Below are 17,657 nucleotides of genomic sequence, written 5' to 3' on the forward strand. Positions count from 1 at the left end.
GAGGGTTAGGGTGAGGGGGAACATACTGGCACCTGTGGTGGTTCCGTTCACTTTACCTTCCTTGCTACTCTGAAATGACCGAACCGGTGAACGTGCCATGGCGGCTCAATCGCCGCCGCCCTGGCAACCCGGGCTCCCGGCAAGAAAATCGTCGCTACGCGATACCTTCGGCTTATTCCTTCCGGCTTCGGGTCGGGCGCGATCCTGCATCCATGCAGGTCACGCCCTTTCGGCGCATCCATGCGCCTCGTCCCGGCCTTCAGGAAACGCCTCAGCGATTTACAGCCGGACCAGGGCGTGGCTGTAACATATTAATTTCCATCAATTACGTCATCGCGGCAGCCTTTGTAGGCCGGGCAAGCGAAGCGCCCCCGGCAACCACAAGCGACTCAATACCCCACCTTATACACCCGCCCGCTCTGCACCCCTTCGACGCTGCGGCGATAGGCGAGCGCCACGGTAGCAGCGGGCACGCTTTCGAAGCCCGGGAAGAAGCCGTCATAGGCTTCAGCGGATTCGGTCAGTACCGTCGGGCTAATCAGGTTGATGCGGATCCCGCGCGGCAGCTCGCAGGCGGCGGCGCGGACAAACCCTTCCAGCGCGGCGTTCACCGTGGTGGCGTTCACCCCCTGGGCAATGGGCTCGTGGGCAACGATGCCGCTGATTAAGGTGATCGACCCGCCTTCGTTCAGGTAGTGCTGGCCGGTGAGCGCCAGCCGCACCTGGCCCAGCAGCTTGTCCTGTAGCCCCTGGTTAAACTCGCCATCGGTCATGGTGGAGAGTGGGCCAAAATGCAGCCCGCCGCTGGCGGAGACAATCGCATCCACCGGGCCGATCTTTTCAAACAGCGCCTGCACGCTGGCCTGGGAGGTGATATCCACCTGCTCGTCGCCTTTAGTGCGACCCACGCGAATGACTTCATGACGACGACTCAACTCCTCTGTGACTGCGCGACCCACCGTACCGCTGGCACCAATAATGACGATTTTCATAGCCGACTCCTTCATGTTGTGAGTCCTCATTGTTTAACAAACCTGCAGCCGGATAAACTGGGCTAAAGTTAGAACATCACTAACCAGAGGTTTGTAATATGGATAAGTTTCGCGGCATGGAGACCTTTATCGCGGTAGTGGAGAGCGGCAGCTTTACCGGTGCCGCTGCGCGGCTGTCGGTTTCGGCGGTGATGGTGGGCAAGTCCATCGCCCAGCTGGAGAGCCAGCTCGGTACCCGTCTGCTGGAGCGCAACACCCGCCGCCAGAGCCTGACCGATGCCGGGCGCGTCTACTTTGACGAGGCGAAGCGGGCGCTGGAGCAGGTCGCCATCGCCGAAAGCGCGGTGGAGCGATTACGTACGGCGCCTGCGGGCACGCTGCGGGTGACCGCGCCCACCTCGTTCGGCGGCTGCGTGATCGCCCCGCTGACCGCCACCTTTTTGCAGCGCTTCCCGGAGGTGCGCGTCGAGCTGGATCTGACCAACCGGATGGTGGATCTGGTGGAGGAGGGGGTAGACCTGGCGATCCGCATTGGCGACATCCATAACGACGATCTGGTGGCGAAATACCTCTGCCCGTACCGGATGGTGATCTGCGCTGCGCCGGACTATTTAGCCCGCCACGGCACGCCGCAAACGCCGAGTGATCTGGTGGATCACCTCTGTCTGTCCCACACCGTCTGGACCGCGCGCAACGAGTGGCGACTGCCGGGCGTGGAAGGGGAGGTGCGCTGGAAGCGCGACGCGATTTTGCGCTGTAACGACGGATACGGGCTGCGAATGGCGGCGATTGCCGGGGCAGGGTTATTGTTACAACCGGAGGTGCTGGTGGCGGACGAGCTGGCGAGTGGTCGATTGATACGGGTTTTAGAAAATTACACACCACAGCCCCGACCCGTGCATCTTTTGTGGCGTCAGGATTTACGCCCGTTGCCGAAGTTAACCCAATTTACTGCCCACATCATGAAGCATGCACAGACTGTCCCCTCTCCCTTCCAGGGAGAGGGTTAGGGTGAGGGTTAAAAACGGTAACCCACACCCAGGTTCCAGCCGTTGATCCCGTAATCATCGCCCAGGTCGGCCGTGGTGCCTTCGTAACCAACGTGGATTGCCAGCTCAGGCGTCGGGTTAAACTGCACGCCCGCGCCGTAGGCGAAGGAGGTGGATTTCTCATCGATGCCGTCGCGCTGGGTGTAGTTGTCACCGCCGTTCACCCAGGTGGTGTGGCCGTCGGCTTTCACGCGAGCCACACCGCCCAGCGCGTACAGGGAAACGAAATCATTAATGCGATACGCCGGGCCTGCCAGCAGGGAGTAATATTTCACGTCGACGTGGTTTTTAACGGAGTCAGAGAACAGATAATAATGCTCGTCCTGATCCCCGCTCATATAGGTAAATGAACCCATCAGGCTGAGCGGAGAATCCCACTCGTAGCGATATTGAACGTTCACGCCGCGGATATTTTTAAAGTCTTCCACTTTACTCTGCGCATAACCTACCGAGACCGTGTGATTATCTGCCAGCGCAGCGCCACTTGCCAGACTTGCCGCAACCAGTACCGCCAGAGTTATTTTTTTCACTTTCCGTAATCCTTGTCGCCATTTTTTGTGTGTTTTATTGGATATATTCTTCCGTGAGACCGGAGATATTCCACTGCAAATAAAGCGATAAAATTGTTGGATTTTTTAGCGGGGGATGAAATAGGGAATAATCTTAAAGGCCGGAATAGTCCTGGAATTTGCCTCCCCTATATTGGTAGGGCAATACAACTATTCATCATATTTAAGGTTGATGATGATTTTCTCTGCGGGTATTTCAACGATCATTTCGCAACCTGCCCATGGTGCATTGCCATTGGTCATATTATTTTGCATATAATAATTCCGCATCGTAACTAACAAGAGTCTCAGTTGGTAACTGACTAACTTATCCGGAACGAACCAATTTTCATTATCCTGTTGATCAACATAATCATATTCATACTCACATGACTGCCCATCCAGCGCTAATTTTGCGCGTGCAATGATTTTCTTCGCGTCAGCAGGACCGGCATCAACTAATGTTTTCGCTATTTGATTATGCAGGTGGTCTAATTCTTCCATTTGTTTTTCCATTAATTTAGTGCGAAGGTATCCTTTATTTTCCATGCAGGCTTCTGAAACGTTCAGAAGTAGGGAAAAGCGGTGTGATTGGTAGAGTCCATATCGGCAACCACGCAGCCATTCAGTAAAAAGACAAGGCCAGCAATGAGCGGTTTCATTTGTTAATCCGTATCATCAGCTGGCTCTTCATGGTCTTAACGGATCCCAAAAATCCAGAACACTATCCCCGTAGGTATTCCTAAGATACTGATTTTTAATATGGTAATGATTTCTTCTTTTCCGAAAGGAAAAGGCTTGTCAAAGTCCCAGATCAACCAGCCTTTCAGAAGATAAGAAAACGTTCCGATCATCATTAAGGCAATGCACATTAAAAAGCAGATGCCCAAAAGTACCCAGATGGATTTTTTAGAATTATTTAGCCGCATTTTCTTTTCCTGATTCTTTTTTCTTCAACGCATCTCCGGTGACGCCTGAAATATACGAATCCCCCAAATTGCCCATGATTGATGGAACAGAACTTTGCGGCACAGGTTTGGTTATGGTCCATACACCCGTCGGTACCCATTCATATTGCTTCGATACAGGGTTAAGAATTTTATCCATAGGTATCTTAATAAGGTTGCCCGTTGCATAACCCGCACTGGCACCCGCCTTACTTAGTAATGCGGAAATAAACGGATCATCTCCATTGATTTCAGCCTGATAGTAGGCCCCTGCGGCATTCCATGTCACGGTCGGATTATAGCCTTTTCCGGCAGTAATCCCACCTATGAGGCCGCTTGAAATGAGATCGGAGAGTTTCACTTCTCCCGTGGTTCCGTACTGAATACCCGCCCCTAATCCCACACCCACGCCCACAGCGATGAGCTGTTCTTTCGTATTGTTGAGTGCATTCGTGAGGATGGCCTTGCCTCCCATGACTACAACAGGCCATGAGGTGGGATCCATCACAACGGACAGCACGCGATCGCCCTGCGTAATATTATCTTTCAGGAACTTAAGATCTGAACGATTGAGATAATTCACGATTGCCGCCGCATCCGGATCCTTCAGTTTTTCATCCAGTCTGAACTGACCAGGTTGGGGATCGTTGGCAACATTGGTGCTGGCCTGAAGCAACTCTTCCCAGGTGACGCAGGTTACGCCCCCACCGGTACATGCCTCAACGAGCTCCTTGCTATTTTTATTGCTGATATCCAGATACTTTTGCACAACGGATTTACAATCTCCGCCAGAAGCCTTGCATTCTGCGAGTTCCGCATCCAACTGGCGAGCTTCCGCCGTACTCAAATAGTTATTCTCAACCGTCGTTTTACCCGCCTGCGCTCCCGCCACAGCAGAAGCAGAGCTGTCGCCCACCAGCCCGCCGGACAAGCCCGCCGCCAGCGTCGCCAGCGCAGAGACCGTCTGCTTCTCGGTTTCATCCAGCTCGTCGGCAGATTTGCCGTACATCTCGGTGGCGATCATCCCCACCAGCTCGCCCGTGGCGGCTCCGGCGGCTCCCGCCAGCGCGTCCTGGCCCTGGGCGGCGGCCAGCGCGGCGTTGACCACCGCGTGTGCCGCGACTTTGCCCGCGTCGTTCAGACCGCTGTAGTGACCAATCACCTCCGCCACGTACGGCGCGGCACCGCCCGCGAGGGCCGCACTGAGATCGCTCCCGGCCAGCCCCTGAACCGCCGCCGTCGCCGCCTGGATCGCCTGCTGATACTGCCCGCCGGTGCCAAAGCCGGAGGCGCTGAGCGCGTCGTTATAAGTCGTCTGATAGATCTGGCCGTTAATGTCTTCCAGGGTCGCGGTTTTGCCCGGATTGGCTTTTTCCCACGCCGCTTTTGCCTCCAGCAGATCCTGCGCGTTGACGTTTTTCAGCTTCTCTTTCGCCGCGTTGGTGGCGCGGATGCTCCCCTCGGTGCGGGCAATATCCGCCACCTGATTGCCAATCTCGCCGATGAGCTGCGCCTGCTGCAGCCGCTCCTGCTCTTTCTCTTTATCGAAGATAGGGGAGAGCGTCTGGTTGGCGTGCTCCACGTCGCGGCTGAGCTGATTCACATCCTGAACCTGACGATCCTGATTGCGGACAATCAGGGTGCCGTCCGATACCGCCGCGTGGGTGGTGCTGCTGTCGTGCCCGTCGCGGTTAGCGCCCACCAGCAGGCCGTTAGCCATATTCCCGGCAAACTGGCTGCCGATGCTGCCCCCGGTGCTCATGCCCGCGCTCTGGTGTTCCACTTCGAAATCGGCGCGGTTCTCAATATCGCTAAAGCCAATGGTGCCGGTATCGAGACGGTTCTTATCGGCGGTCGCCGTCGAGCCAATCACCGCCCCGTTGAGCTGGGTATGCTCGCCCACGGTCACGTCGTAGCCGCCTTTCCCGGCGAAGATCCCGGTCTGTTCCACGACAGAGTCGTGGTTGCTGTGCATCTTGTCGCGGCTGAGGTTGACGCTGGCCGAGCCGGTCATAGAGCCGATGCTGAAGCTGCCCCCCGCGCTGGCGTTCTGCTGTTTTGAATCGTAGCGATCGCTGTCCTGCTCGGAGGTGAGCGTCAGGTTGCGGCCAATGTCCGCTTTCACCGTCTCGCCGCTCACCTGGGCGCCGGTCAGGGTGGCGTCGCGTCCGGTGAGGATATTCACCTGGCGGCCCGCGTCCACGGTGGTTTCGCTGTGGGTGGTGCCGTTGCCGCTCTCATTGCCTTTGCCACGGTTGACGCTGGCGGAGATGTTCAGGCCAAAGCCGCCGGAGCCCACGCCGATGCCCACGCCCACGCTGCCGCCCTTGCTCTCGTTTTTGCCGTCCAGCAGCTGGGTGTTTTGCGCCGAGCGCAGATAGAGATCGCGGTTGGCGGCGAGAGTCAGGTCGTTGCCCGCTTTCAGCTGGCTGCCTTCCACGGTCAGATCCCCGTCCACGCCGCGCTCGCCGCTGCCGGTGGCGATTACGCTGAGATCGCGCCCGGCGTTCAGGGTGCTGCCCTGCGCGGTGTTCTGCTCGCTTGTCTGGGTCGATTTCGACGACTGGCTGCCGTAAGAGAGGCTGATACCCACGGTGTTGGTGTTGCCAGCGTCCGCGCCCTGGGCCTGATCCATCCGTGCGGCCTGCGCGGCCTGCACGCCGGAGAGCGCCGCCTTCACGCCCTGCAACGCCTGCAGGCGGCCGCTGCCGGAGGATTTCGCCTGCTGGGAGGCCTCGACGGCGCTGTTCAGCGCGCTGCCGACGGTGCCGGAGAGCGCCAGGGTCAGGCCGGAGGTTTTCTGTTCCACCTCGTGGGTTTGCTGGCTGCGGTTGTTCACCGCCGTGATATCGACGTTTTTGCCGCTGAGGGTCATATCCTGACCGGCCACCAGATCCGAGCCGCTCACCGTCAGGCGATCCCCCGCCCGCAGGGTCAGATCGCCGTTGACGCTGCCTACGGTGCTGCCCGCCTGGGTCGCGTCCGCCCCGGTGTCGGTGGTTTTGATGCTCTGGGTGCCGACGCTAAAGCCGATCCCGCCCGAGCTCAGCAGCCCCGATTTTTTCTCCTGCTTCTGGTGCAGCTCGTTATTGCGTTCGGCCTGGGTCTCTACGCTCAGATTGTTGCCTGCCAGCAGGGCGACATCGCCAGTACCGGCCACGTTGCTGCCGCGCACGGTGAGATCGTTTCCGGCGGTGAGGTTTACCCTGTCGCCGTTCAGCTCGCTGCTCTGCACCGTCTGACGGGCGATCTGGTCGCGGGTGGTGGTGGTGGTTTTCGACAGGAAGCCGTTACCGCCCACCACTTTGTGCCGTTCGTCCAGATCCTGGGTGTTTTCACCCGCCGTCAGGGTCAGGTTATTCCCGGCGCTGACGTTCAGCGCCTCGCCGGCGGAGAGGGCAGCGGCGCGGGCGTTGAGGTCGTTGCCCGCTGCAAGGGTCACGTCGCCTTTGCCGGTCACTTCGCTGCCGACGGTTTGGGTCTGCCCCTGCTTCAGGCTGTTGTCGGCATCCCACACCAGGTTATCGCGGCTGGCGGTCTGCACCGTGCTGAGGTTCATATCCCGCCCGGCCACCAGCCGGGCGTTACCGTTCTCGCCGCTGGCGATCACCTGCGCGCCGGTCAGGTTAATATCCCGCCCGGACTGCAGCGCCAGTTTGCCGTCGTCACCCTGGACGTAAATACCCGACACGCTGTCGATGGTGGTGCGGGCGAAGCTGTTCTCACCGTTGACGCTGGACGCGCTGGTGGTGGTGCTGGTGAGGTTGATGTCGCGCCCGGCGCTGGCCAGCAGGCTGCTGTCGCCCACCATCGCGCCGCCGAGGTTGTTGATATCGGTGCGGGCGTTGAGGTTAACGTCCGCCCCCTGAATGGTGCCGGTCTGGTTGGTGATGTTGTCGGCGTCGATCTGCAGCACTTTGCGCCCGGCAATGGTCCCACGGTTAAAGAGGTCGCCGTTGAGCTTGATCGAGACGTTGTTCCCGGCAATCAGCGCCCCGGAGCCGTCAATATCGCCCGCTTTCACTTTGGCGTAGACCTGCGGCACCAGCACGTTCTCCATCGAGCCGTCCGGCATTTTCACCCGGGTGTTCACCAGCCAGACGATATCCCCGGTCAGCAGCGCCATCTGCGCTGGCGTCAGCGCCACGCCGATCTTCAGGTCATACTGCTTGCCGAAGGTGATGCCGCGATCCATCAGGGCTTTGTACTGCTCTTCGTCATTGTTGTAGCCGTCCAGATAGCGCTGGCCGGTAATGCCGATCACCTGCTCGCGGATCAGGCGCTGCTCGTAGTAGCCATCCCCCAGCCGTTTCTGGGTCATGTCGCCATCGGCGGTAAAGGCGTCCTGCATATAGTCGCTGCCGAGCCACTGGCGCTCGTTGGTGAAGCGCGGATCGGTCTCCACCAGATACGGCACCTCCGCCGACGGGTTCACCTTAAACAGGCTGTTGTCCGGCAGGGTGGTATTCGGGCCGATAATGCGGATCGCGCCATCGGCCGGGGTCACTTCAAACTGCTGACCGGCAGGCGGCGTCACCGGCTCGCCCGGCGAGACGGTCTGCTGCGGCGCAGGGGTAACGCCCGCGGCCTGACCAATCGCCACGTCCGTACCCGGCAGTACCAGCGGGGTGATGCTGAGGTTGCTGCCCTCGACGCTGCCGTTGCTGACCAGCTGGCCCGGCTTCAGGGAGATGCTCTGAATGGTGGTCGGCGGAGTATAGGCGGTGCGATCGCGCCCCTGCTCATCGTCGCCTTTGTGACGAATGCGGTAGTAGTGGGTGACGGTGCCGTCATCGGTGGTAAAGCGCTGGCCAGTCACGTCGTCGTTCTGCACGCTGCCCAACTGGTCAATCGCCAGCGTGCCGCCGGCAATCACCTGGCTCTTGTCGTTAAACAGCTTGTCGCCGGTCAGGAGCAGGTTGCCCCCGGCGAGGATCTTCGCCGGGTCGCTCTCTTTGATGCGCGTTTCGTCAATCGTGCGGGTGTAGTCGTACTGGTTGAAATTGTCGTTGCCGTGGCCGAGCGCTCCGGGGTGTTGAGGTTTTTCAGGCCGTCAGACGAGTTGTCATCCACCCAGACGCCGTTCTCCGTCGAGCTCCAGCGGTTGGTTGACCCGGAGTGCTGATAATCCGTCAGCTCCTCCTCGGAGACCCGCACCACCTCGGTGGAGAAGCGATCGTTGATGTTGTTGATCTGCCCGGCGGCAATCGCCATATCCCCGGCAGACTCGATGGTCGAGCTGTGGTTATTGATCGTGCCCGCGCGGCCGGTGACGGCGCCGTTGCCGTCCAGCGCGCCGCCGATGTTCATGCTGCCCGCGCTGTAGATCAGGGCATGGTCGGCGTTGTTCAGGGTCTGCACGCCCAGGCTCACGTGCTCGCGTCCGGCCAGCGTCGCGGCGGTGCCGTTTTCGGCGAGGTTGTTAAAGGTATCCACATTGATCCCCACCGCATCGCCGTAGATCCGCCCGGTGCCGGTGTTGGTCAGGGTGTTGGCGTTGATGCGGGTGGCGATCCCGTCGATCAGGCCCCGGTTAACCAGGGTGCCTGCGGTATTCAGGGTGGTGCTTCCGGCGTTGATTTCACCGCTGGCGAGGTTATTCAGGTTCTCGCTCTGCACGTTAAGGGCGTTGCCCGCCATCAGCTGGCCGCTGTTGGTAAGATCGCCGTCGGTGGTGAAGCTCAGGTTGCCGTTGGCAAGGGTGGTGCCGCTGTTGTTCACGCCGCTGTTGCTGTGAAGGGTCATATCCCCCAGCGACAGCAGCTGGCCGCTGGCGTCCAGCGACGCCGCCTCCACGCTCAGGTTCTCACCCGCCTTGAGGGTACCCCCGGCGTTGATCAGCTTCAGCCCGTCACCGCTCAGGCTCAGGGTTTCGCCTGACGCCAGCGCCCCGGCGCTGTTGTTCAGCACGCCGCGGGTGTCAATGTTCAGCGCGTGATTAGCCAGGATGCTGCCGCTCTGGTTATCCAGCGTGTCGGTGTTGAGGGTCAGGCTCTGCCCCTCCAGCCCCTGATTGCTACCGAGGGTGGTGTGGTTAACAAAGTTCAGGGCATTCAGGGTCACGCTTTTGCCGCTGCGGATAAGCCCCGAGACGTTATCCACGGTTCCCCGGGCGCTGTCGAGGAGCAGATCGCCCACCGACTGGATCTGCCCGCCGCCGTTTTGCAGGTCGGTGGTGTGCAGGGCGGTATCGGCCTCGCCAATGATGCGCCCGCCGTTGCGGTTATCGAGTTCCGTGGCCGCGATGTCCGCCGCGCCGCTCGCCGCCAGGGTGCCCGCCTGGTTATCGAGCCTGTCCGCCGAGAGGTTCAGCGCCCCCAGGCTGTTGAGGGTGCCAGAGGCATTATCCAGCGAGCCGGTGGTGACGTTGATCCCATCGCCCTGCAGCACGCCGCGCGCGTTGATAAGCTGCGAGGTGCCCAGGGAGACGCTGTCTGTCGCCGCCAGCTGCCCGGCGGCGTTGTTCAGCGTGCCGCCGTTGAAACTGAGGCTGTCGCCGGAGAAGGTGGTGCCGTGGCGGTTGTCCAGCAGGCCGCCGGACAGGGTCATGGCCCCGACCGATTTCAGCGCGCCGCCGTCGTTGCTCAGGGCGTCGAAGCTGGCGCTTAAGCTCTGGTTAGCGCCGATCTGACCGTCGGTGTTGTCGACAGCCCCGGCGCGCAGACTAACGTCGCCGTCGCTCGCCAGGAAGCCGCTCTGGTTATTCAGGGCGCCGCTCTCCACGCTCAGCCCGCCCTGAGAGAGCAGGGAGCCGGAACGGTTATCAAACTCGCCGCCGTTGAGGGCCAGGGTTGCGCCGTCGGCGACAATCACCCCCTGCTGGTTGTTCAGGCTCCCGGCGCTGATGCGCTGGGTTTTCGCCGCCTCGATGCGGCCTTTGGCGTTGTTGACGGCCTGCTGGCTGGTAATCTCACCGTCACCCGCAGCGGCGGAGATCAGCCCCTGCTGGTTGTTGAGCGTGTCGGCGTTGAGACGGGTAGTGCCCGCCACCGCCACGATCTGCCCGGCGGTGTTGTCGAGCGTCGCCGCCTTCAGCTGCACGCCGTTTGCCGCGCCAATCCGCCCCTGCTGGTTATCGAGATTGCCCGGCAGATCCACCCGCAGGGCGTCGCTGCCGCGCTGGACGATTTTGCCCTTCTGGTTGTTGAGGTCGTGAGCGCTGACGTTAATCGTCTCCGCGCTCAGGCTGCCGCCGCTGTTGTTAAGCAACTTCCCGCTGCGGACAGTCAGTTCGCTGGCGTTCACCTTCGCGTTGGCGGTGTTCACATCCCCCGCGCCGCCGTCCAGCAGCAGGCGTTTGCCCTGGGTCTGGCCGCCGCTGACGTCCACCCCCTGGCCGCTGGCGCTGAGATTGCCTCCCGCCAGGGTTTGCCCGTGCGCGCTCAGCTGGCCGCTGGTGCTCAGCTCCAGATCGCCCGCATCGGCGAAGGTGCCGTCGCTCTTCACCCCGGCGGCGAGCACGCTCTGCTGGCTGCCGGTGAGGCTGGCCGCGTTCGCCCGGACGTTACTGGCGGCGGTGATTACGCCGCTGTTGTTGAGTTCGCCTGCGGTTTGCAGGCTGGCGCTCTCTGCCGCCCGCACGGTGCCGCTGTTTTCGATGCGTCCGTCGGCGGAGATGGTCACGCTGCCCGCCTGGGCGCCGATGGCCCCGGCGTTACGCACCCCGACGCCGCGCTCGGTGCCCACCATGCGGATCTTGCCCGCATACATGCCACCGAGGCTGGCCACGTCCACCGCCAGCTGCGGGCGGGTGGCCGGATCGTCGCTGCCTTTTTCGATGACCTCGTGGGCGGCATCTACCTTGTTGCGCCCGGTAGTCACCTTCAGGTCGTTGGCCCACAGTCCGGCATTTACCTTCACCGAGCGGGCGATGATGTCGGTGTAGTCCGCGCCGGAGGTATCCATCCCCGCGCCGTCGACCACCACTTCGCCGCGCTCGACGTTAAACCCGGTCAGCGCGCCGTCTTTCATCTGCGGCTGGCCGGTGGTGAGGGTGGCGCGGTTGGTGTTAATAAAGCCGCAGCCGCTACAGGTGATGCCCGACGGGTTGGCGATCACCACCTGGGCTTTTTTACCCGCCACTTCGATCATGCCGTTCAGCTTGCTCGGGTCGCGGGAGCTCACCTCGTTAAGGATCACTTTGGCTTCGCCTTTCGCCAGCCACGGGTTGCCCGCCACCATGCCGCCGAGGTTGGTCTGCACGTTTTTATGCGAGTTGTTGAGGATCGCCCCTTTCTGATCCACGTCGAACTGGGTGTAGTTGTTGCGCGACACCCCGGCGCTGGACGGGGTCTGGATATTGACCTGCGGCGTGCCGTTGGCGCTGTTAATTACCGTCGGCTGCTGGTTTTTGGGCGCACCGGCGTCGGCCACGATGTTGGCCTGCGCCGTCTGCACCGCCCCCATCGCCAGCCACAGGCTGAAGCTCAGGGCGCTCACCTTGCCGATAAGCTGGCTGTGGGTATGACCGATGCCGGAAGAACGGGACGAACCGGCGCGGCCGGAGCGGGCAATATCTGCCACCACCATCAGCATGCCGCGCGCTTTGTTAAAGACAATTCGGTACAGGTTCTTATTCATGGTTCGTTCCTTTAAACGCTTCCGGCAGGCGCACAGCTAGCGGGTGATTCTGTTGCCACTCTCTGGCATGTTGACGGCTGACGTGACTGCCGTGGAACAGCATCACGCGCTTGCCACGCTCCGCGCCCCGGTGATACAGGGCACGACAGACGTGGTCGGGGAAGATGTCGCGGCGCATCAGGTTATACATCGCGGCGGTGTGGCCGAACGGGGCGATCCAGTCGCAGAACCAGATCCGATCCCCGCTGTCCCAGTCCGCTTCCTTCATTTCGATAGCGGGGCGGGTGAGGTAGCGGGCTTCCGCCTCCTCGTTCAGCCAGGCCCAGCTGAGGAAAAAGATCGGCCGCCCGTTTTCGCTCACCAGCACGTACTGGCGGCGCTTGATGATCGGCAGCAGCAGGGTGGGCAGGGCGTGCAGGGGTGCATCCCGGTGCATCGGGGAGTGCATCCACAGCCAGACGGTAGCGCCGAGCACCTCGGCCTCGCTCTCTTCTCCGCCGAGGATCAGCGGCGCTTTGATATCCAGATTGCCGACGCGCATCACCAGCTCCAGTTGAGGTTAAAGCCGAGCGTCAGATCGCTGGTTTCAAAGCCGTCCGGCTTCGAGAACGGCGTGCCGGCGAACAGGTCGTAGCCGGTGTTAAAGGCATTGCCGCGCAGGCCAGCCACGCCGCCCGCCAGGTGTTTGCCCACCTGCAGATCGGAGCTGTAACCGCCCACTTCGCCGTAATCGGCACCCAGGTAGAACTCCTGGTTCGGCAGCGGCGTGCGCCAGGCGATATCGTTACGCACGTACCAGCCGTGGCTGGCGCTCAGGGTGCGCTCGCCGTCAAAGCCGCGCACCGTCCAGCGGTTGCCGATGGCGAACTGATCCTGCGGCGTCAGCGGCGTGTTGCTGATTTGGCGCAGGTACTGCACGTTGTAGCGGAAGTTTTGCGTGCCGATGGCAAACGGTAGGTCGAGCTGGGCGCTCAACAGGGTAATTTTGCTGAGCGCCGTGGCATCGCCCCAGTACTCTTCCGGCGCAGGCTGTGCGCCAAACCAGCGGGTGCCGCGCTGATAGCTGATGCCCGCGTCCAGGGTCGCCTGGCCGATGTAGTGGCGATGATCCAGCCCGATGCGCCAGGCCGCGGTCTGACGGCGCTGGACGCCCACTTCGGTATCGTCGATATAGTTGCGGGTTTCCCGCGCCAGCACGTCGTAGGTAAAGGTGGTCTTTTGCGAGCCGCTGCGGTGCAGCACCCGGCTGAGCTGAACGTCGAGGTTTTTACTTTTACCGCTGTAGCGATAGTCCTCGTTCAGGCCGGCAACGGTCTGGTGGTAGTCGTAGTCGCTGCCGGTGACGCCCAGCAGCCAGTAGCCAAAGGGCACCGAGTAGTGGGCGGTGACGTTTTTGCTACCTTTGCCGCCCTTGTCATTCAGATCGTGGCTGGCGGAGACATAGAGCAGATCGCTCAGGGATAAGGGGTTATCCAGCGACAAGGTCACGCCGCCCTGATAACGCCCGGTGGTTTCGGTTCCGGCGTCGTCCAGCGACAGGCCGATGCGCCACATTTTGCTCTGCTTACGGGTGATTACCACGTCGGTCTCGCCCGGGTTTTCGCCAGGGACCAGCTCCATGTTGGCCTCGACCGTCGGCAGGCGCTGCAGGTTTTCCAGCCCCTGTTCAATATCGCGCAGATCCAGCAGCTCGCCTTCATGCGCCGGGAAGGCGCTGTACAGCTGGATATAGTCGTCGCTATCTGGCGTCAGTTTTACCTGGCGGACGGTGCCCGGCACGATGGCAAGCTTCAGGGTGCCGCTTTTCAGATCCTGAGACGGGGCCAGCACGCGGGTGGTGATCCAGCCGTGGTCGACGATGCGGTTCTGCATCGTGCTCATCAGCAGGTTAATCCCTTTGCCGCCCAGACAGCGCCCCCGGGCCTGATCCGCGATACGCTGCAGCGGCACCCAGTGGGGCAGGGCCTCCTGACCGCTCAGCTCGACGCGGTTGATCGGGAAGCAGGGGGTTTCGGTCGGAAAGGCAATTCTGCCAAAGCCGGAGGCGGGCTCAGAAAGACGCACGTCCGGCACCGGCGGGGTTAATTGCTGCTCCAGGGCTCTCTGGCGCTGTTGCTGAATAATGAATTGATTATCCGGCGGCGCGGCATGGGCAGGGAGAATTAAAGGCAGGCCAGCGGCTGTCGCTATTATTATGGCGATATTGTGTCGGGCGATCATCGGCGAATCCGTGCTGTGTAAGCAAAGTGAATACAATGTGAATTTGTGTAAAATTGTTTAAGTATTAGGGCGGGAATGAAAGGGGGATTAATCCTAAAGCCCGGAATTATCCGAGTTTGAGGCTCCTTAAATCTGGTAGGTTCAGGCGTGGAAAATATATAACGCAGGTTTCTCGTGGATATCGGGAAATATCCACGGGAAACTTAAGTGAAATTTATGGCTATTTCTGAATGCGGTCGACGCGAACCACCGGAGGCGAAGATTTTTTGTCCAGGCTGCCGTTAATGCTGATCATATTATCGGGCTGGACCTTGCGGCCATCAAATACCGCCTGGGGAATAATGGTATCAATGGTGCCGGTTTTATCGCGGAATTTAAATTTGTCGCCGCCGGAGCCGTCAATAAGATTACCGCGCAGGGAAATGGTTGCCCCGTCGTGCATCTCTTTTGCCTGCTCTACGGTCATGGTTCGGGCATCCTCGGTGCCGCGGTAACCGTCATCCAGTGCATGCGGTGGAGGAGGGGCAGTATCTTTCTTCAGTCCACCGTTATCATCGGCATAAGCTGCCGGAATTATTAGACAACACAATAAGGGTGCGACGGATAATTTCATACGGCCTCCTTGGTTTAGCCTGCTTGACAGATTAAGCCTGGTTGCTATTTTTTATTTTGCAAACAGGAACTGTCTTAATCAAATTTATCGATAAAAATCATCTGGCTGCATAATATTAATTAACGAGACGGTGAGGTGATATATGGCAAAAGCAAAAGAAAATCCCCCCGCTTTGCCCGGCGTGAAACAAAGCCATGCCGCCCTGCAGTTTGAATACGATGCCCACCGCTTCGGTTTTGTTCTGTTATTACTTATTATTGCCGCTGCGCTGCTGGGGCTTTTTTCCGGCGGCTATTTTAGCGAGGCGACAAAAAGCAGCGCTGAAAATAGCCTGCAGGTGGAATACCAGCGTTTTGGCCGATTGCAAACCCCCGTCGAGTTAAAAATTACCGTTCCGGGCGCGGATCCTGCTCCGCTGACGCTGCGTATTGGCGGTGACTATATGGCGCGAATTCAGACCGATAATATCTGGCCGCAGCCCGACGCAATGTACAGCGAGGGCGGGGAGATGGTGCTGGTTTATCAGAAGCCGCGCCGGGATTTTACCGTCTGGCTTTACACCACGCCGCATCGCCCCGGTAAAACCAATACCTCTGTGACGGTCAATAATCAACCGGCTCTCTCTTTCTGGCAATTTATCTATCCCTAAGGCAACAGTATGGAAATGATACTCAGGGCGGTGGCGATTTATCTGATTTTGCTGGTGGTATTTAAAATTGCCGGGAGACGGGCGCTGCTGCAAATGACCAGCTTCGATCTTATTCTGTTGTTAATTATCAGCGAAGCCACCCAGCAGGCGCTGCTGGGAGACGATTTTTCCGTCACCGGCGCCATGCTCACCATTATTACGCTGGTGGTGGTGGATATGCTGTTCGGCATGGTGAAAAAATATATTTCCGGTGCGGAATCGGTGCTCGATGGCTCCCCGGTTATTCTGGTGGTTCACGGTGAATTGCAAAACGAAAAATTAAAAAAGGTCGATGTTTCCTGCGACGATATTCTGGTCTCTGCCCGTCAGAATCATGGCATAACGGAACTGAAAAAAATTAAATACGCCATACTTGAACGTAATGGTCATATTTCGATTGTTCCTGAAGAGAGTGCATCATGAAAGACAATATCTGGAACCAGGCTAAAACCACCAAGGAGCTCACAAGCCAGGTTGCCACCGTTCTGATCGACCTGGGCTGGCTGCTTACCACGGCGGAGTCCTGTACCGGCGGCAATCTGGCTTCGGCGCTGTGCGCAGAAGAGGATACCGCCTCGTTCTTTGGTACCGGCGTGGTCACCTTTAACAATGAAGCCAAGCACAAGGTGCTGGGCGTCAGTAACGCCACCCTTGAAAAATACACCGCCGTCAGCAGCCAGACGGTGGGCGAGATGGCCGAAGGGGCGCTGAAGCTTGCCGACGCCGATATCAGCATTGCCATCAGCGGTTACGCCGGGCCGGACGGCGGTGAGGACGGCACTCCGGCAGGCACCGTCTGGTTTGGCTGGTGTTTTCACGGCGAAGTCACCACCGCCGTACAGCACTTCACCGGCGAGTGTGAAGACGTAATTGAGAAAGCGGTTCGCTATGCGCTTTCCGAACTGTTGCGGCAGATCCCGCACTGGAAAAAGCAACTGCATTAAGGAGAGCATGATGAGCGTTGTGGTGATCACCGGAGCGACGGCTGGCGTAGGCAAGGCTACGGCGCTGCGATTTGCAGAGGCGGGTTATGACGTGGGGATTATCGCCCGCGATGACCGCAGCCTGGAAGTGGCGCGGGGCGAAATCGAACATTACGGCGTAAAGTGCCACGCGGTAAATGCTGATGTGGCGGACGCGTCGGCTATCATGGCGGCGGCGAACGAATTCGAGCAGCAGCTCGGGGCAATCGACGTGTGGGTCAACAACGCCATGTGCGGGGTGCTGGCGCCGTTTCGCACCATGAACGACGACGAGTTTCGTCGGGTCACGGACGTTACCTATCTCGGCTACGTCAATGGCACCCGGGCGGCGCTGGCGGTAATGACCCCGCGCGATACCGGGCAGATTATCCAGGTCGGCTCCGCGCTGGCCTACCGCTCGATCCCGCTCCAGTCGGCCTACTGCGGGGCGAAAGCGGCGATTCGCGGCTTTACCGATGCCGTGCGCACCGAACTTATCCACGAGAGGATCAACATTCAGCTGTCGATGGTGCAGATGCCGGGGCTCAACACGCCGCAGTTTAGCTGGGCGCGGAATAAGTTTGCCTTCGCCATGCGCCCGGTCGCGCCGGTCTACGAACCGGAGGTGGCCGCCGAGGCGATTTTCAACGTCACCCGGCGTCCGGTGCGGGAGCTATGGGTTGGGCGCAGCACTGTGCAGGCGATTATCGGCCAGTTCCTGTTCCCCGGTTTTCTCGACCGCATGATGGTGAAAAAGGCGTGGGAAGGGCAGATGACCAGCGAGCTCAATCCCCCCGGGCGGCAGGATGACCTTTCCGCCCCGGTCAGCGGTATGCATCAGGTGCACGGGCGGTTCTCCAGCGAGGCCAGAACCCGCGCCACGGCCATCACCTCCGGCGTGCCGGGGAAGGTGCTGCTGGGTAGCGCCGCGCTGGCGGGGCTGCTGCTGGTCGGCAGGCTTATCACCCGGCGGAAATAAATTTGTTCTCTCCTGGTGGGTAAATATTGGCGCGGTCGGCTCCCTCTCCTCTTCGGGGAGAGGGCTGGGGTGAGGGGAA

At 60.0% G+C, this 17,657-nt stretch carries 13 protein-coding genes; 5 read left to right on the top strand and 8 right to left on the bottom strand.

Annotated elements, in window-relative coordinates; translation table 11 throughout:
- Positions 1-389 precede the first annotated feature (389 nt).
- Entirely contained in the window at positions 390-992 is a 603-nt protein-coding gene (locus K5I40_RS20110) for a short chain dehydrogenase (protein ID WP_039030016.1), read from the bottom strand.
- Positions 993-1,090: 98 nt separating this feature from the next.
- Here K5I40_RS20110 and K5I40_RS20115 point away from each other — a divergent pair, with 98 nt between their 5' ends.
- Positions 1,091-2,002: a LysR family transcriptional regulator gene (locus K5I40_RS20115; RefSeq protein WP_223074787.1), complete on the top strand. Its 912-nt coding sequence runs from the start codon at positions 1,091-1,093 to the stop codon at positions 2,000-2,002.
- A gap of 8 nt (positions 2,003-2,010) precedes the next feature.
- On the opposite strand, the gene K5I40_RS20120 is transcribed toward K5I40_RS20115, so the two are convergent.
- The 7 genes from K5I40_RS20120 to K5I40_RS20145 all read right to left on the bottom strand — a co-directional run bounded on the left by K5I40_RS20120 (position 2,011) and on the right by K5I40_RS20145 (position 14,949).
- Entirely contained in the window at positions 2,011-2,571 is a 561-nt protein-coding gene (locus K5I40_RS20120; protein WP_138370598.1) for an Ail/Lom family outer membrane beta-barrel protein, read from the bottom strand.
- A gap of 189 nt (positions 2,572-2,760) precedes the next feature.
- Positions 2,761-3,138 (bottom strand): hypothetical protein, encoded by a 378-nt coding sequence (locus K5I40_RS20125; RefSeq protein ID WP_251929628.1) that lies wholly within the window; start codon positions 3,136-3,138, stop codon positions 2,761-2,763.
- A 366-nt stretch (positions 3,139-3,504) separates the two neighbouring features.
- Positions 3,505-8,412, bottom strand: coding sequence for a hemagglutinin repeat-containing protein (locus K5I40_RS24175; RefSeq protein ID WP_405023067.1), 4,908 nt, complete (start codon positions 8,410-8,412; stop codon positions 3,505-3,507).
- Positions 8,413-8,444: 32 nt separating this feature from the next.
- On the bottom strand, positions 8,445-12,116 hold the full coding sequence (locus K5I40_RS24180) for a filamentous hemagglutinin N-terminal domain-containing protein (protein WP_405023085.1): 3,672 nt from the start codon (positions 12,114-12,116) through the stop codon (positions 8,445-8,447).
- Complete coding sequence (locus tag K5I40_RS20135; protein ID WP_139563489.1) at positions 12,109-12,657, bottom strand: toxin-activating lysine-acyltransferase; 549 nt, start codon at positions 12,655-12,657, stop codon at positions 12,109-12,111. The genes K5I40_RS24180 and K5I40_RS20135 overlap by 8 nt, the downstream gene beginning before the upstream one ends.
- Positions 12,657-14,336: a ShlB/FhaC/HecB family hemolysin secretion/activation protein gene (locus tag K5I40_RS20140; protein WP_223074789.1), complete on the bottom strand. Its 1,680-nt coding sequence runs from the start codon at positions 14,334-14,336 to the stop codon at positions 12,657-12,659. Before K5I40_RS20140 ends, K5I40_RS20135 begins: the two co-directional genes overlap by 1 nt.
- 220 nt (positions 14,337-14,556) lie before the next feature.
- Entirely contained in the window at positions 14,557-14,949 is a 393-nt protein-coding gene (locus tag K5I40_RS20145) for a YdeI family stress tolerance OB fold protein (protein WP_039030022.1), read from the bottom strand.
- A gap of 142 nt (positions 14,950-15,091) precedes the next feature.
- Between K5I40_RS20145 and K5I40_RS20150 the strand changes: the two genes are divergently transcribed.
- Genes K5I40_RS20150 through K5I40_RS20165 form a run of 4 tightly spaced genes read left to right on the top strand, consistent with a single transcriptional unit; the run spans position 15,092 to position 17,578 of the window.
- The gene (locus K5I40_RS20150) at positions 15,092-15,598 is read left to right on the top strand and encodes a hypothetical protein (protein WP_223074790.1); all 507 of its coding nucleotides are present in this window, start codon (positions 15,092-15,094) and stop codon (positions 15,596-15,598) included.
- A 9-nt stretch (positions 15,599-15,607) separates the two neighbouring features.
- The gene (locus K5I40_RS20155; protein ID WP_138370602.1) at positions 15,608-16,060 is read left to right on the top strand and encodes a DUF421 domain-containing protein; all 453 of its coding nucleotides are present in this window, start codon (positions 15,608-15,610) and stop codon (positions 16,058-16,060) included.
- Complete coding sequence (locus K5I40_RS20160) at positions 16,057-16,581, top strand: 2-oxo-tetronate isomerase (RefSeq protein WP_039030025.1); 525 nt, start codon at positions 16,057-16,059, stop codon at positions 16,579-16,581. The genes K5I40_RS20155 and K5I40_RS20160 overlap by 4 nt, the downstream gene beginning before the upstream one ends.
- Before the next feature lie 10 nt (positions 16,582-16,591).
- Entirely contained in the window at positions 16,592-17,578 is a 987-nt protein-coding gene (locus tag K5I40_RS20165) for an SDR family oxidoreductase (RefSeq protein WP_223074791.1), read from the top strand.
- Positions 17,579-17,657 lie beyond the last annotated feature (79 nt).

This window comes from Leclercia sp. LTM14 (assembly GCF_023736175.1).
Classification (GTDB): domain Bacteria; phylum Pseudomonadota; class Gammaproteobacteria; order Enterobacterales; family Enterobacteriaceae; genus Enterobacter; species Enterobacter barmai.